General features: G+C 36.1%; 20 protein-coding genes. 13 read left to right on the top strand and 7 right to left on the bottom strand.

Features of this window, described 5'->3' with window-relative positions:
* The first annotated feature begins 96 nt into the window (after positions 1-96).
* Positions 97-282, top strand: a complete 186-nt coding sequence (locus tag RU93_RS11505) for a CsbD family protein (RefSeq protein WP_071875777.1) — start codon at positions 97-99, stop codon at positions 280-282.
* Between the two features lie 54 nt (positions 283-336).
* Here RU93_RS11505 and RU93_RS11500 read toward each other — a convergent pair whose 3' ends face one another.
* From RU93_RS11500 to RU93_RS11490, 3 genes are read right to left on the bottom strand one after another with little or no spacing between them, the layout of a single operon-like run.
* Positions 337-1,515, bottom strand: coding sequence for a hypothetical protein (locus tag RU93_RS11500; protein ID WP_071875776.1), 1,179 nt, complete (start codon positions 1,513-1,515; stop codon positions 337-339).
* Complete coding sequence (locus tag RU93_RS11495; RefSeq protein ID WP_071875775.1) at positions 1,508-2,401, bottom strand: ATP-binding cassette domain-containing protein; 894 nt, start codon at positions 2,399-2,401, stop codon at positions 1,508-1,510. The genes RU93_RS11500 and RU93_RS11495 overlap by 8 nt, the downstream gene beginning before the upstream one ends.
* Positions 2,398-2,784, bottom strand: a complete 387-nt coding sequence (locus RU93_RS11490; protein ID WP_071875774.1) for a GntR family transcriptional regulator — start codon at positions 2,782-2,784, stop codon at positions 2,398-2,400. The genes RU93_RS11495 and RU93_RS11490 overlap by 4 nt, the downstream gene beginning before the upstream one ends.
* A gap of 178 nt (positions 2,785-2,962) precedes the next feature.
* On the opposite strand from RU93_RS11490, the gene RU93_RS11485 reads away from it, so the two are divergent.
* A complete protein-coding gene (locus RU93_RS11485) occupies positions 2,963-3,985 on the top strand; it encodes a glycoside hydrolase family 18 protein (RefSeq protein ID WP_071875773.1) in 1,023 nt (340 codons plus the stop codon).
* A gap of 121 nt (positions 3,986-4,106) precedes the next feature.
* Here the strand turns inward: RU93_RS11485 and RU93_RS11480 are convergent, their stop codons facing one another.
* Entirely contained in the window at positions 4,107-4,661 is a 555-nt protein-coding gene (locus RU93_RS11480; protein WP_071875772.1) for an NADPH-dependent FMN reductase, read from the bottom strand.
* A 179-nt stretch (positions 4,662-4,840) separates the two neighbouring features.
* Here RU93_RS11480 and rpsP point away from each other — a divergent pair, with 179 nt between their 5' ends.
* From rpsP to RU93_RS11430, 10 genes are all read left to right on the top strand, one after another.
* Positions 4,841-5,116, top strand: a complete 276-nt coding sequence (gene rpsP, locus RU93_RS11475) for a 30S ribosomal protein S16 (RefSeq protein WP_071875771.1) — start codon at positions 4,841-4,843, stop codon at positions 5,114-5,116.
* An 11-nt stretch (positions 5,117-5,127) separates the two neighbouring features.
* Positions 5,128-5,373 (top strand): KH domain-containing protein, encoded by a 246-nt coding sequence (locus RU93_RS11470; protein ID WP_071875770.1) that lies wholly within the window; start codon positions 5,128-5,130, stop codon positions 5,371-5,373.
* A 123-nt stretch (positions 5,374-5,496) separates the two neighbouring features.
* Positions 5,497-5,748 (top strand): hypothetical protein, encoded by a 252-nt coding sequence (locus RU93_RS11465; RefSeq protein WP_071875769.1) that lies wholly within the window; start codon positions 5,497-5,499, stop codon positions 5,746-5,748.
* Positions 5,749-6,075: 327 nt separating this feature from the next.
* Complete coding sequence (locus tag RU93_RS11460; protein WP_071875768.1) at positions 6,076-6,597, top strand: cyclase family protein; 522 nt, start codon at positions 6,076-6,078, stop codon at positions 6,595-6,597.
* Positions 6,598-6,779: 182 nt separating this feature from the next.
* A complete protein-coding gene (locus tag RU93_RS11455) occupies positions 6,780-7,661 on the top strand; it encodes a helix-turn-helix domain-containing protein (RefSeq protein WP_071875767.1) in 882 nt (293 codons plus the stop codon).
* 421 nt (positions 7,662-8,082) lie between these two features.
* Entirely contained in the window at positions 8,083-9,456 is a 1,374-nt protein-coding gene (locus RU93_RS11450; RefSeq protein ID WP_071875766.1) for an ABC transporter substrate-binding protein, read from the top strand.
* A gap of 237 nt (positions 9,457-9,693) precedes the next feature.
* On the top strand, positions 9,694-10,578 hold the full coding sequence (locus RU93_RS11445) for a carbohydrate ABC transporter permease (RefSeq protein WP_071875765.1): 885 nt from the start codon (positions 9,694-9,696) through the stop codon (positions 10,576-10,578).
* 12 nt (positions 10,579-10,590) lie between these two features.
* Positions 10,591-11,448 carry a carbohydrate ABC transporter permease gene (locus tag RU93_RS11440; RefSeq protein WP_071875764.1) on the top strand — a complete coding sequence of 286 codons (858 nt, stop codon included), beginning with the start codon at positions 10,591-10,593 and terminating at the stop codon, positions 11,446-11,448.
* 29 nt (positions 11,449-11,477) lie between these two features.
* Positions 11,478-11,861, top strand: coding sequence for an RDD family protein (locus RU93_RS11435; protein WP_245785419.1), 384 nt, complete (start codon positions 11,478-11,480; stop codon positions 11,859-11,861).
* A gap of 74 nt (positions 11,862-11,935) precedes the next feature.
* Positions 11,936-13,081, top strand: coding sequence for a glycoside hydrolase family 88/105 protein (locus RU93_RS11430; protein WP_071875763.1), 1,146 nt, complete (start codon positions 11,936-11,938; stop codon positions 13,079-13,081).
* 220 nt (positions 13,082-13,301) lie between these two features.
* Here RU93_RS11430 and rplS read toward each other — a convergent pair whose 3' ends face one another.
* The 3 genes from rplS to rimM form a co-directional block, all read right to left on the bottom strand.
* Positions 13,302-13,649 (bottom strand): 50S ribosomal protein L19, encoded by a 348-nt coding sequence (gene rplS / locus RU93_RS11425; RefSeq protein WP_071875762.1) that lies wholly within the window; start codon positions 13,647-13,649, stop codon positions 13,302-13,304.
* Positions 13,650-13,779: 130 nt separating this feature from the next.
* Entirely contained in the window at positions 13,780-14,520 is a 741-nt protein-coding gene (trmD, locus tag RU93_RS11420) for a tRNA (guanosine(37)-N1)-methyltransferase TrmD (protein ID WP_071875761.1), read from the bottom strand.
* The gene (gene rimM, locus RU93_RS11415; protein WP_071875760.1) at positions 14,510-15,034 is read right to left on the bottom strand and encodes a ribosome maturation factor RimM; all 525 of its coding nucleotides are present in this window, start codon (positions 15,032-15,034) and stop codon (positions 14,510-14,512) included. The genes trmD and rimM overlap by 11 nt, the downstream gene beginning before the upstream one ends.
* Positions 15,035-15,178: 144 nt before the next feature.
* Between rimM and RU93_RS11410 the strand changes: the two genes are divergently transcribed.
* On the top strand, positions 15,179-15,613 hold the full coding sequence (locus RU93_RS11410; RefSeq protein WP_071875759.1) for a universal stress protein: 435 nt from the start codon (positions 15,179-15,181) through the stop codon (positions 15,611-15,613).
* Positions 15,614-15,701 lie beyond the last annotated feature (88 nt).

Below are 15,701 nucleotides of genomic sequence, written 5' to 3'. Positions count from 1 at the left end.
TAATTTCATCAGTCCCATATATTATAGAGCCCCAATCCTTTTTACTTTTAAAAATCGAGTAAAAGCGTTATCATTAATAAAAGGGAGGAATGTACAATGACAAATAAAGATGAACTTAAAGGCAAAATCACTGAAACAAAAGGGAAAGTAACGGGTGATGAGTCCGAAGAGTTAAAAGGGAAATTACAACAAGAATACGGCAAAGCCAAAGAAAAAGCCGAAGAAGCCATTGATGAAGCAAGCAAGAAAGTGAATGAATTTTTCGATAAAAAAGATAAATAACAAAAAGGCATCCATTGATTTGGATGCCTTTTTGATTTTCAAATCAGAAAATCGTTAATGAACTTTTTTGAAGCTACGATACCAAAAACGACCGATAGCACGAGGCCAATCATCGATATAGACAATCAAATAGCTAGTCACCAGACATAAAAGTGTGGTGATGACGATTTGTAGGAAAGGAATGACAGCTTCATATTGAAAATAGAAGGATAAATTTGCAAAGAGTGGTACGAACCATAGAATCGAGAGAGCTGACAACGTAAGGAATACGGGGAATCGTAACGTTGGAACGGTTAGCATGCAGCCATTATTTTCTAAGGAAATTTGTTGGAAAATCGTACGACTCAAGAAGTAAAAAAGGATCGTCAATACAAAGTAAAAGACGAGAATAAACCAGGGGGTGCCATCGATACCTGGCGTCACTACCACAAGAGCCTGCCAGTCATAATGAATCGGATAGTCAAAGAGTGCATCGATGTAATAAAGATATTCTTGGTAGACTTCAGAAAAAAGTAAAAGCGAGACCATGACAATAATTAGAACAATCGGACCATAAATAAGATTGCCTAGTAAAATCCCTAATAAGATTCCGGCCATTAAAATGAGTATCCCAATGATGAGATGACTAAATCCAGAATATAAAAATTGACTGAACCTTGCGTTGATATACATTCTTGGAATGCCGTAATAGCGAATGAGGATATTACTTAACGTCCCTAAAACGACAGTTGTGATGATTGGTAGGACAACAGTCGTCATTTTTCCTTCAAAGAGTTCTTTTTTGGTCCAACTTAAACTGAATAAAAAATGATTGAAATTTGATTTTTGATCAATGAAAAAGAGCGAGAAACCAAGGACAAAGAGAAAAATGAACACTAATTGAATATAAGAGCTGTCGTAACTGTCATAATAGTGCTGTCCAACTTGATAGAAAGTAGCAGGCCCTTCTTCCCACCATCTAGTAAAGACAGTTAGGTTGTATTTTCGGTACTCTTCGATATCAGTTGGATAAATTTCTTGATCTTTTTCTTCATCATAGCCAATGCCGTAATGCTGAGGAAATTCTCTGAAATCAGTGACAAATTCTTCCGAGTGATAATAACGTTGGGTATTTTTCCAATTATTAATCGTCGATAGTCCACTAAATAAATAAAGAGAAAAGAGCACCAGTAACACAATCAATAAAGGTGTCTTATAACGAGTCGTATAAAGCTGTCTTAATTGTTTATTCATAAATAAATCCTCCAGTCATTGATTCTTGGCTGAGATTTGCTTCAAATAAATCTTCTAGCGTTAAAGGAAGTTCCTCAAATAAAATCGGTTCAAGCGCTTGAATCTCTTGTTCTAATGAGTCAGAAAAGTCTTCGAATAAGGCTGTGACAACGCGGCCTTGAATCGCAATCACTTTCGAATGCATTTTAACGATTTCTGGAACTTTTTTTGATTTAAAGACAAATTGAATTTTTCGCGCTTGTTGGCGGAATGTTTCAAGACGATAATCTTGGACAATCGTGTGGCCTTTAATGAGTAAAGCACGATCAATTAAGCCTTCTAATTCATTCAAATTGTGCGAAGCAATCAACGCTGTCCGGTTTGTTTCACTCAAATTTTCGAGTAGTAAACCAATGACTTGTTTGCGTACAATGACATCTAACCCATCAAACGGTTCATCAAGCAGTAAATAAGTAGCATTAGAACAAATCGCTAAAATCATTTGAAATAATCCTTGCATCCCTTTAGACATCTGGCGGTAGCCTAAATGGGGAGGTAATTGATGTTGTTTCAATAACGCTGTAAACAAATCCTGATCAAACTTAGGATAGGCCTGTTGGTAAAATTCGTTAATTTTTTTCAAAGAATAGAGATTCAAGAAATTTTCTTTCTCATCAATATAGAAAATCTCTGAACGTACACGAGGATTTGTCGCGACGTTTATCCCATCGAGACTGATTTCGCCCGTATCAGGGAGGTACTGACCACTGATCGTTCGAAAGAGCGTCGTTTTCCCTGAGCCATTGCGACCAATGAGTCCAATGATTTCATTTTTAGCTAATGTAAAATGAATCTCTTCGAGTATTTTTTTGCCTTGAATTTGTTTGCTTATTTGACTGAGTTTCATGCTTCGTTTCCTCCTAACTTCGCTTCAGCTTCTTTTAGCCACTGCTTGATTTCTGTTTCAGTGACTTGTAAATGCTTCGCTTCAATCACCAGTTCATTAAATTGTTGTTGTAATTCTTCAATTCGTCTCAAATCACGAGGCCTACTTTTTACTTGTTTAACAAACGTACCTTTTCCTTTGACAGTGACTAATACTTGTTCGGATTCCAGTACTTTATAAGCTTTACTAATGGTGTTGGGATTCATCAATAATATTTTGGCCATTTCACGAACCGAGGGGATTTGATCACCGGGTTCTAAAATACCTTGTAAGATATCTTCTTTAATCCCAATCACTAATTGCTCATAAAAAGGACGATGACTTTCTTTATCAATCTTAACCATAGGGACTCCTTTCGAACATGATTTAGGTGTACTATTCGAAGTCATACACTTTATGTGTACTAATATACCTAGTACACTAAAATAATGCAAGCTTTTTCTCAATTAAAATAAAAAATCCCATTGTTTCATCAATTGTCTTTCTATATGCTAAAGAAAAGAAAGAAATAGAGGTGGCAGCATGGTAGAAGTAATTGCTTATTTAGATGATAACAAGGAATGGACAAAAGAGGAGATTCCAGCAGAGCAGTTAACGCTGATTAATTACGCGTTTGCGAATATTGTAGGATTAGAAATTGTGCGTGACTTAAAGAAAATTCATCTGATTAATGAATTAAAAGAGGAACATCCTCATTTGAGAACGTGTATTAGTATTGGTGGCTGGAGTGCTGGAGGTTTTTCAGAAGGTGTTTCTACGAAAGAATCAAGAGAAATCCTCATTGAAAATCTCATTGCGTACATGCAAACCTATCACTTTAATGGCATTGATTTAGATTGGGAATATCCAGGAATGGATGTAGCGGGGATTACGGCTTCGAAAGACGATGCGCAAAATTTCTTGTATTTTGTCCAAGAATTACGTGAGCAGCTGGATTTGTTAACGAATGAGACGGGAGAAGTCTATTTATTAACGGCAGCGATTGGAGCGGCCGATGAATTGCTTGAAACGATGAGTCCCAATGGAAAATATGATTATATCGATTATTTAGATTTTGTAAATGTGATGACGTATGATATGCGCGGAAGCTTCACGCAAATCGCAGGTCATCATACTAACTTATTTCCGTACCCGAAAGCTGAAGGGGAATTAAGTGTTGAACAGTCGGTGAATCATCTACTAAAAAAAGGCATCAGTCCCCAAAAAATTGTAATCGGCGCCGCTTTTTATTGTCGTTACTGGACAGGATTTCCAGCAGGAGTGATCGATCCTGTGGGAGTTGCAACAACTAGTTTTGGCAATCAAACAGTTGATTACAATCAACTAAAAGAGTTATTAGCTAAATATCCCGAAAATATCTTCTGGGATGAAAAAGCCTCTGCTCCTTATTATTTTGATGGACAACAATTTATCTCGTATGATGACGTGCGATCCATGGCTGCAAAGGCAGATTATGTCAAAGCCCGTCAATTACGAGGAATCATGTATTGGGAGCATTCACTTGATCTAACAGGAGAATTACTAAACGCAGCAGTGAAGCAATGATAGTAAAACAAAAAAGGATTGCGGTATGAAAACCACAATCCTTTTTGTTTCGACGAATCGATTATTGTAATGGCCGCTGTTTTTGATCATCAATGAAGCCATTCAGATGAGTAAATGAGTATTAGTTAGTTAATTTATTGAAAAATGCAACGTATGCATCCGTAATGGTTTGGAAGAATCCAACTGTTCCTTCAGGGAATTCACCAGTTTCTTCTAATAAGTTCGACACGTTACCAATGTATGCTTCCGGTTGTTGTAGTGTAGGCATATTTAAGAAAGCTAATGATTGACGTAAGTGGTGATTTGCACCAAATCCAGCAATTGCGCCAATTGATGTTGAAACAACTAATGCAGGTTTACCATCCCAAATGCTTGCGCCATATGGACGAGAACCAACGTCAATTGCATTTTTTAACACAGCTGGAACAGAGCGATTATATTCTGGTGTAAAGAAAACAAATCCATCGTAAGAAGCTGCTTCATTACGGAAATCAGTCCATGTTTGTGGAACATTGCCTTCAGTATCTAAATCTTCGTTGTAAAATGGTAATTGACCAATTTCTAGATATCCTACTTCTACTGTTTCTGGGAATAAGTTCTCAAAAGTTTGCGCAACTTTCTTGTTATAAGATCCTTCACGTAAACTACCTACAATAAAACCAATTTTTTTTGTCATGTTGTAAAACCTCCATCTGTTTGATAAACCTATATTAGTACGAATTCGAAATAAATTCAAATGAAACGCTCAATCAATTTAAAAATAAAAAAATGAAGGTGTAAAGAAAAAACTCTTTACACCTTGATGAAAATTTGGTACACTAGTTTTTGTGATCAAATACATGGAGGTGTCAATAAATGTCAGTTAAAATCCGTTTAAAACGTATGGGTTCTAAAAGAAACCCTTTCTACCGTATGGTTGTTGCAGATTCTCGTTCTCCTCGTGATGGACGTTTTATCGAAACAGTGGGAACTTACAATCCAGTAACAAACCCAGCTGAAATTACCATCAAAGAAGATTTAATCTTAGATTGGTTATCTAAAGGTGCACAACCTTCAGATACTGTTCGTAACATTCTTTCAAAAGAAGGCGTTATGAAAAAACATCACGAAGCAAAATTCGCTAAGAAATAAGGAGCTTGGATATGAAAGATTTAAAAGAGTTAGTCTTGACAATCGTTCGTCCACTCGTTGCTCAACCAGATCAAGTTGTCCTTGAAGTGGTTGAGTCAGAAGATTTCTATGAATACAACTTAACTGTTGCACCAGAAGATATCGGCCGTATCATTGGCAAACAAGGGAGAGTGGCTAAAGCCATTCGGACCATTGTTTACGGTGTACGGACAGAAGGACCAAAGAAAGTTCGACTAAATATCTTGGATGGGAAGTAGTGAGATGACTGAGCAATGTCTATTGTTCAGTCTTTTTTTGTTTTTTTTCAGTCTTAAGGACCATGAGAATCGGAACGAAATCTGCTACAATCATAAAATGATAGGAATCAAAGGGGGATTTCAATGGAACTCATCATTATTCTAGCCGTCGTAGCTTTATTATTTCGCTTTATCATTAAAGCCGGCTCATTCGTTATCAAAGTGCTCGCTTTTGGACTGCTAATCATTGCTCTTTGGTATTTTCGATACGAAATTGTCGATCAATTGGATCAATTAAGTCGGACGTTCTCTGTCAATCATTGGGTTTCTCGCTTTTTTCGCTTCATTGAGGATAGCTGGAGAAATGTATCACAGTGGTTGAGTAGTCTGTTTTAATAAAAAGCTTGCGCTCGATGACGGGTGCAAGCTTTTTCATTATCCTAGAAATCCATCTGCATCTATTTTCCTTGTTCATTACGAACCTCCTCAATTGCATTTTTGTATTCTCCTAGAAATTTTTTTATAGAATATGATAAGAGAAGGACTAGTCGTAAGAGGGGAATTCAAATTGGAGATGTATCATCAAGAAAAGGAATAATAGTCTTCTCTTGTTGAACATTAACAATTAAAATGAAAATATGAGAAACGATTAGCTACCTTTTCTTACTGAAGCTATTGTAATTTTTACGACTCACATACTTATGAAACGAGAGGAGAACGAAGATGAAAATAATTGATTTATCGACACCACTATTTAGTGGAATGACTGTCTATCCAAGAGATCCAGAAGTGAAAATTAAGGTGGTACACACTTATGAAAAGGAGACATGGGAATTGCGTCAACTGACTATGGGAACACATACGGGTACACATGTCGATGCATTCTCACACATGGATGAAGGAGCAGAAACAATCGATCAAATCCCACTTAATAATTTTTTTGGTCCGACAGAAGTCGTTAAAAAGAATCAGAAGTGGCCAAAAGAAAAGGGATTGTTATTTATAGAGGAAATAGGATTAGCAGAACTGGATAAAATTCTTTCCGTGAAACCAAAATTTATTGGTGGGATGATAACAGAAGAACTAGAACGAGCCCTCCTTAAAAATAAGATTGTTACCTATACAGGATTAGTAAATCTTGAATGTTTACCTAAGCAAGAGACGTTTATATTTTATGGCTTGCCTTTAAAAATCAAATCAGGCGATGGTTCCCCGGTTAGAGCGATTGCGATCATTGAAGATTGATTCCTAACTAGGAATTGCTATCTTATTATACCGCCATAATCTTTTCATATTTTCAAGAAAAATCACTAGAAATATTGCGTTTTTAATAATGTTCACGTGCAAATTCCGAACATCTGTTGTAAAATAAAAGGGATATGATAGTAATGATGTTTTGAAATAGTTTAAACGGGGAGAGACTTAGCGTGAAAGATATCGTAATTAGCGGCCAAATGAAAGGTGTTAGTGTTGATCGTGCTACTCGAACGGCGGAATACAATATGATTAAACATTGGCATCCTGAATGTGAAATTCAATATTTTTTTCAAGGGAAACGGCATTTTTTTGTTGATCAACAGCACTATGCAGTAAAATCAGGTAGTTTAGTACTGATTGATTCAAATCAGGTTCATAATACGTATTCTGATAAAGAACTTTTTCATGATCGTTTAGTGATTCATTTTGAGAAGCAAGTGTTTGAAAACGCTACCAATAGTTTAGGGATAGACTTAGATGAATTTTTACAAGAGCATCGTGGGCTCATTCAAATTCCTCAAGGTGATCGAGCTTTGGTGGAAAGTTTTTTAATCGCGTTAGCCGAAGAATTAGAGCAAAAGCAAGTATTGTATCAAACCATTGTTAAATTGAAATTTGCAGAACTAATTACGTATCTTATTCGATTAAAGATAAGTGGGGCAATGCATGCTTTGCCAACTGCTTCCGAAATTGAAATGAACGATTTAGTCAGTGAAGTCGGACACTATATTCGTGAAAATTATGCGACAGTTGGTTCGCTTGATGATATTGCTAAGACGTTTTATCTTGATAAATGTTACTTGAGTCGGATTTTTAAACGTTCCACAGGTTATACGATTACGGAATTTACAAATATTCAGCGGATACAACAAGCACAAAGACTATTAGAAGATTCCCGGTTGCCAGTTGCAGAAGTCTCTCACCAAATAGGTTACGAGAACGTCACCTATTTTAATCGTGTATTTAAAAAATATGTCGAAACATCTCCTTTGCAATATCGAAAAAAACAAATTGCCTATCAAAAAAGTTTAAGAGAAAAAAATAATCATTAAGTGGATTCTGACAACAATTCGACTTCCTTTAGCTACCATTAAATCGGATGGTGGCTTTTTGGCATACGTCGAGATATAAGAAAGAGTGAAGGTGGATTCTTCCTTTAAAAAATTTTTTCAGTGGAAATGGCTATTCTATTTGTATTTTCAACCTTTAACAGAAGAACATATATCAACTGATTTTCATGCGATTGAATCAAAATTGTGAAAAAAGTGATAAAATATCAGGTCATGGCATCTAAAAAATTAAATAAATAGAATAAAGTCAATATAGTTCAAAAATAGTCATTTTTATCTACTTAGTTGTGCAAGTCCTTCTATTTCATTGACGGTTAAAAACATTGATGTATATTGATGGTAAGCGGATACAAAAATTTCGTTTAGACATTTATCCACGAGGAAAGATTAGGAGGAATAGTAAATGAAAAGAATCAAATTGAACAAAATGTTGGCAAGCGGGTTAATTGTTACGACACTCTTAGTAGGATGTAGTTCAGGAAGTAGTAATGCAGATTCTAATTCTAGTGATAAGGTGAGCAATGAATCGAGTCCAACATCAACGGAATTGACAAAAGAAGATGTCACGATTAAGTTTTCATGGTGGGGAGCAGACAATCGGCATGAGGCGATGAAAGAAGTAGTTCGACTTTATCAAGAAGCGAATCCTAATGTCACTGTTGAAATTGAATATGGTGCTTGGGATGGCTGGCAAACAAAAGTATTAACACAACTTTCTGGAAAAACAGAGCCTGATGTCATGCAAGTCAATTATAACTGGTTATTTTCTTATGGTAGAGGAAAAAATGTCTTTTATAATTTAGATGAAGTGAAAGATTTCATTAATCTATCAAATTGGGATGAAAACTATTTAAATGCTATGCAAGTAGATGGTGAACAGGCTGCTGTCCCTCACGGAATGACGGGTCGTGTTAATCTAATGAATGAAAAGCTATTTAGCGAAAATAGTTTAGAGTTACCTGTTACTTATGATGAGTTAATTGAAGCTGGAAAAGTTATTTCAAAAGATAATACAGCTACGGGGGCAGAAAATAAGTATGCTTTCACGAATATGGGAGAAGTATCAAAAGATTTATTTATCGCACAGATGCTCTTTAACAAAACTGGAAAAGTAATGCAGACAGACGGTACAGTAAACTATACTGTTGAAGAAGTAGAAGAAGTCTTAACTCAATATAAAGCCTTTGAAGAAGCGGGTGCAATGCCGACTTTTGCGCAAGATCCATCAATTGAGAACGAATCCAATCCTGAATGGGTAAATGGGCGCACAGGTGGAATTTACGAATGGGCGAATTCATTAGGTAAATGGGTAGGCTCTTATCAAAGTGGTCAGTCAAGTGAAGATCTAGTTGTAGGCGAGTATTTCCAAGAATCAGCCGATGTTAAACCAAATGTCTACGTAAAACCTAACTTTGGTTATGCGGTATCACGCAATAGTAAAAACCCAGAAGTAGCTGCTGATTTTATTAACTTTATGTTTACGAATGAAGACGCAGTCAAAGCTGCAGGGGATACGTTAGGTGTTTCAAGTAATACGGTTACTTATGAATTCCAAGATAAAAATGACTTAATTGAAGGTTCCGTAAAACAAGGATATGAGGTCTTAGATCAATACGAGCAGACAGTAATGGACCCATATTTTGAAGATGAAAATGTTCGAAATGAACGATATACAGCTATTGAGGCATTCAGATCAGGGAAATCAACGGCCGCTGAAGCTGCGAAACAATATGTTGAAAAACAACAATCTGCATTAGATAAATATTATAACGAATAAGCAATACACTGAGGCATTGGGAATTGTCAATTGAGATCATAAGATAGGCGAAGATTACCGTGATTCTCATTCAGTCCTACAATCATTTGGGGTGAATGAGAATTATCGTATATCGTTAGCTCTTTTGAATAATCCAATGACCGTTTATTATTGCCTCATTTTTACTAATATAGGGCAAGCTATCGTAATTAAGTCATAACAATTGATCGGTATCTTGAACAAGAGGGGAAAGAATATATGAACAAAAAGCATAATAACTACCTGCCGTATTTAATGCTATTACCATGGATTATTGGGTTTCTCGTATTCAAAGTGTATCCAATTGTCGCCTCATTTATTTATAGTTTACAGGAATATCCCATTCTAGGTGATCCTGAATTCGTAGGATTACAAAACTATATTGAGATTTTTACAAAAGATGATACATTTCGTGCTTCATTAGGAGCGACGTTAAAATACGTACTTATTGGCACACCAGCTGTAGTAATCGTTTCTTTTATTGTAGCAGCTATTTTGAATTTTAAATTAAAGGGTGTTAATTTCTTTCGAACCGCATACTATATCCCTTCCATTCTGGGTGGGAACGTGGCAGTATCGATCTTATGGACAATGCTATTTGATGTCAACGGTCCAGTCAATGGATTTTTAAGTATTTTTAATTTAGGTGGAGATGTCGCCATCAACTGGACAAAAGATCCAACTTTTGCCGTTTTTACGTTGATTATTTTAAAAACTTGGCAATTTGGTTCCACCATGTTAATCTTCTTATCTGCGTTACAGGGCGTTTCCAAAACAGTTTATGAAGCGGCTGAAATGGACGGCGCAAGTAAAGTTCGCCAACTATTTAGCATTACAATTCCCATTATTACGCCGGTCATTTTATTTAATGCGATTAATGTGTTGGTAAAAGCATTCCAAGAATTTAATTCTGCCTATTTGATTACAAAAGGTGGACCAAATAAATCAACCTATTTCTTAAATCTATACATTTATGAACAAGCTTTCCAAAATGGAAACTATGGTTATGCGAGTGCTTTGACGTGGATTTTACTCGCTCTTGTCGGCGTATTTACGATTATTATCTTTAAGTCATCAGATCGCTGGGTTTACTATAATGATTAGGAGGGGAAAACAATGGAAATGAGTAGCTCACGGCGTAAATTTAATGAAATGATTCGTTACGCGTTATTAATTCTTGTAGGTATTATTTTACTATATCCACTTTTTTGGATGGTAGGCTCGGCATTTAAACAAAATCAAGATATCTTTGGCACACTAAATATTTTCCCGCCAGCTGATCGAATTGTCACGACGAACTTTAAAGATGCTTGGCAAATTACCAAAGAACACACCATTTTATATTATTTTGGGAATACGTTAAAATTTTTAATTCCAAAAACAATTTTTACGGTATTATCATGTCTCGTGACAGCGTATGTGATTGCCCGTAAGTCTTTTAAAGGAAAGAAATTCGTTTTTACGGCAGTAATTGTGACGCTGTTAATGCCTGAACTTGCTTTTCGTATCCCGTTATACTTGTTATATCGTGAGATGGGATTATTAGACACATTTGCAAGCTTATATATTTCGGATATTTTTGCTTCTTCTTCGTTCTTTGTTTTTATGATTATTCAATTTATGCGAACGATTCCGCGCGAATTAGATGAAGCAGCAGTCATGGACGGTTGTAATGATTTACAAATCCTCTTTATGATTATTGTTCCGGTGATTCGACCAATTTTAATTACGGTTGCATTGCTATGTTTCATGTGGGGGATGAATGATTTCCAAGGTCCGTTAATCTTCTTGAATAGTCCTGACAAGACGGTACTTTCTGTGGTATTAAAACAACAATTGGATGGCGAAGCAATGGTAAATTATGGTCGAGTGTTTGCGGCATCATGTCTAGGATTGTTACCGATGATTGCTTTGTTCTTCTCGGGCTCCCGTTACTTTGTTGATGGTGTTGCAAATACAGGTGGAAAAGAATAAGAAATGGGGAACACAACATGATTTTGTTAATGAAACGAGCAATGGCGCAATTGATTGATTTTGTTCTTGGGATTTTAATGTTATTTCTAATCTTTGGTTTTGTATTACCATGGATTCAACCACTAATTCCAAATGATATCATTCGGACGTTAATAGGGATGTTTCTTATTGGATTGTTGTATTTCTTCATTCAATATCCTTTTATGCAAAATGGACAAACGATAGGCAAAGGATTCTATCGACTAAAAATCGTCTCAACAGACAAATTTCGGAAGGATATCTCAGTAGCAGTGGTGTTTCAAAGAGAGATTTTATGTAAATTGATGAGTTGTTATTTTATTTGTATCCCTTTATTAGCAGGGAAAGTCGGTGGGCATGAAGAAGCAACGCATACAAAAATTGTCCAAGTTTGATTTAAAAAAATGAGGGAAGGCTAAAGGAAAGAAAAGTGAATCCTTTCCTTTAGCTTTTTATGCGAGGAGAAAAAATGGAAAAGATAACAGTTTTTTTAGAGAGTATACTAAAGCAATCAACTCCTAGTCAACCCGTTTGGAATCAAGAAGCCATTTTAGAAAAAAAACCAGCTTCTTGGAGCTACATAGATGGTTGTATGCTGATTTCTGTTTTATTTATGTATGAAAGTACGAAGAATGAAATGTATTTTGATTTTTTAAAACAATTTATTGATTACTACATTGATGATGAGGGGAATATTTTAGGCTATGATCTTGATGCGATGAATTCAGACTCTATCAATGAAGGTAAAGTATTATTTACATTATACAAAAAAACGAAAGACGAAAAATATCGTAAAGCAATGGATCATTTATATGCTCAAATTCAACAGCAACCGAGGACAAATTCAGGAAGTTTTTGGCATAAAAAGATTTATCCAAATCAAATCTGGTTAGATGGATTGTATATGATACAACCTTTTTACTTAGAATATGAACGACTGTTTAACAATGGACGTAATTTACCGGATATTATGCAACAATTTGCGAACGTTAATCAAAAAATGCGAGATGAAAAAACAGGATTGTATTTCCATGGCTATGACGAGACAAGGCAAGCTTTTTGGGCGGATCCTCACACTGGTTGCAGTTCATCATTTTGGACGCGTTCATTAGGATGGTATGCAATGGCGCTCGTAGATACAATTGATCTATTAAAAGAGGATTATCCTGAAGAAAAAGAGCTTTTAATGATTGATTTGAACGAATTAATTGAAGCTTTGTTGGTCTATGAAGACATTGAAACATCTCTTTTTTATCAAGTAACGAATCAAGCTGGCCGTGTAGGGAACTACCTTGAAACAAGTGGTTCTAGTGCGATTGCTTATACATTAATGAAAGGCGCAAGAATCGGAGTTTTACCAAAAAGTTTTTATTATAAAGGAGAAGAAATTTTAAGAAAAATTAGTGAAATGAAATTAATTGTGACAGATGAAACCTATGTTTTAAAAGATATTTGTTTAGTTGCTGGATTAGGTGGCATGCCTGGTAAAGGGAGTTACAAATTACGGGATGGTACCTATGAATATTATATTTCTGAGCCCATCGTAGAAAATGATGCGAAGGGAATTGCACCGTTAATTTATGCCTACACCGAATACTTAAAAAATAATAACTGATCCGGATTAAAAGGAACGAACTTGATGAGACTATCGTTGAGTTCGTTCCTTTTGTGATTTAACGTTAAAATAATGGAACAAATGCGTATTGATTATTTTTGATATTCATTGATAAGCCTCGCCTATTTCACGCCTATTCCATTAGGAGGTAATAGGCGTTTTTAGAGCCAAAGAAAAACCCTCTAGAACCATTGGCTCTAAAGGGTTTATGTCATTAATCTTAACGACGGATTTCTTTGATTCTTGCTTTTTTACCGTGTAATGCACGTAAGTAGTATAATTTCGCACGACGAACTTTACCGTAACGAACAACTTCGATTTGTGCAACACGTGGTGTGTGTAATGGGAAAGTACGTTCCACACCAACACCGTTAGAAATTTTACGAACAGTGAAAGCTTCGCTGATTCCAGTTCCGCGACGTTTAATTACAACGCCTTCGAAAAGTTGGATACGTTCGCGAGTACCTTCGACAACTTTTGCATGTACACGTACTGTATCTCCAGGACGGAATGCAGGGATGTCTGAACGTAATTGCTCTTGTGTTAATTCTTGAATTAATGGATTCATTTGATCATTCTCCTAATTTCCAAACATTCATAGAGTATAAAACCCCAGCGGAATATCGTAATAGATGAGCTCTTCACTCACTGAGTTATCATACCATATCTGCTGATGTTCTGTAAAGATAATTTTCTTGTCAGGAAGAAATTTCTCTTTTGATTTCATTTAAGAGTTGTTTCATTTCAGGTGTTAACGAAATTTTTTCTAACATATCGGGTCGGCGAAGGTATGTGCGACGCAAGGACTCTTTAAGTTGCCACTGCGCGATGAGTTGATGATTGCCATTCATTAAGACGGCAGGGACCTCCATCTCGTTAAACACAGCCGGACGCGTATATTGAGGGTGCTCTAAAAGTCCAGTAGAATGAGAATCCGTTTGGGCTGACGCATTATTGCCTAAAACATCTGGCAGCAAGCGGACCGTTGCATCGATCATGACCATTGCGCCTAATTCGCCACCAGTCAAGACATAATCGCCTAGTGAAACTTCATCCGTCACTAAACTACGAATCCGTTCATCGTAACCTTCATAATGGCCGCAAATAAAGACTAAATGTTCTTCTTCTGAAAATTCTTCGGCCATTTTTTGGTCAAAGGGTTTACCAGCTGGGTCAAGTAAAATTAGTCTTTTATTTGTAGTTGGTGAGGCTTCTTCAATTTTTTGAAGATTGTCATAGACGGGTTGAACTTTCAGTAACATTCCAGCGCCGCCACCATACGGATAATCATCGACATTTTGGTGTTTATTGTCTGAAAAATCACGAAAATTAGAAATATGGAGATCAACTAAGCCGCGTTCTTGGGCTTTTCCGATGATTGATTCACCCATCGGACCTTCAAACATACGAGGAAATAACGTTAAAACATCAATTCTCATCGTCAATCAAACCTTCCGGAATTTCCACATGTACGACACCTGCATCAAGATCAATTTCTTTGACGACCGATTCGATATAAGGAATCAGGACATCTTTCTTTCCTTTGCGTTGAACGATCCAGACATCATTGGCTCCCGTCGATAAGATTTCTTTGATTTTTCCAAGAGTTTCACCATCTTCGTCAATCACGTTTAAACCGATAATTTCATAATAATAAAACTCATTTTCTTCTAATTCAGTTAAGTCGTCTTCGGAAACTTTTAAAATACCATCCCGGAATGCTTCCACATCATTGATATTAGGATAACCTTCAAAGGTTAACAAATCAAAGTTTTTATGTTTTCGATGGCTAGTAATCGTTAACTCCAATGGTTTTTGTCCCTCACGAAAGAGCGTGAGTTTGGCTCCCTTTTGATAACGTTCTTCAGGAAAATCTGTTTGAGAAATCACTCGAACTTCACCACGAATACCATGTGTGTTTACTACTTTACCAACGTTTAAATATTCAGTCACATTTATACCTCTTTTCTTTTCAATTCTTGTTTATTTTATCATGCTTCCTTTGAGAATACTAGTTTGCGCTGAGTGCTCAAAATGATTATATTTTTCTAATAAGAAAAAGCGTGTTATAATGAAGAAAAAGGAGGCGTTTTCATTATGTTAACAGCATATAATAAAATATTAGTGGCAATAGACGGTTCTGTCCAATCAGAAAAGGCATTTAAGGAGTCAGTTGAAATTGCCAAGCGTAATCATGCAAAGTTATATTTAACATGGATTATTAATGATATTGAACTGACAACTAGTGCCTATTCGTTTGCGAAACTTCTAACGGAAGAGCAAGAGTTTGTAGAAGATTTTATGGCTAAAAAAGTGAAAGAGGCCAAAGAATTAGGATTAGAAGAAATTGAGACGATTATTGAAATTGGCTCGCCAAAGCGCAAAATCAGTGTCGACGTACCAAATGAATATGACATCGACTTAATCATTATGGGATCAACGGGTAAAGGTGCGATTACACAAGCATTGGTCGGTTCTACAACATCCTATGTCGTGAATCATGCGCCATGTAATGTCTTAGTAGTGAAGTAAATCAAGGGGATATAACTAGATCATAGAAAAAAAGACCTGATAGCAAGGACACGTATGTGAAGCGACCCCCAAAAGTTAGACCAAAAAT

The organism is Enterococcus aquimarinus, assembly GCF_001885765.1.
Classification (GTDB): domain Bacteria; phylum Bacillota; class Bacilli; order Lactobacillales; family Enterococcaceae; genus Enterococcus_I; species Enterococcus_I aquimarinus.
This window is presented reverse-complemented; position numbering and strand designations above follow the sequence as displayed.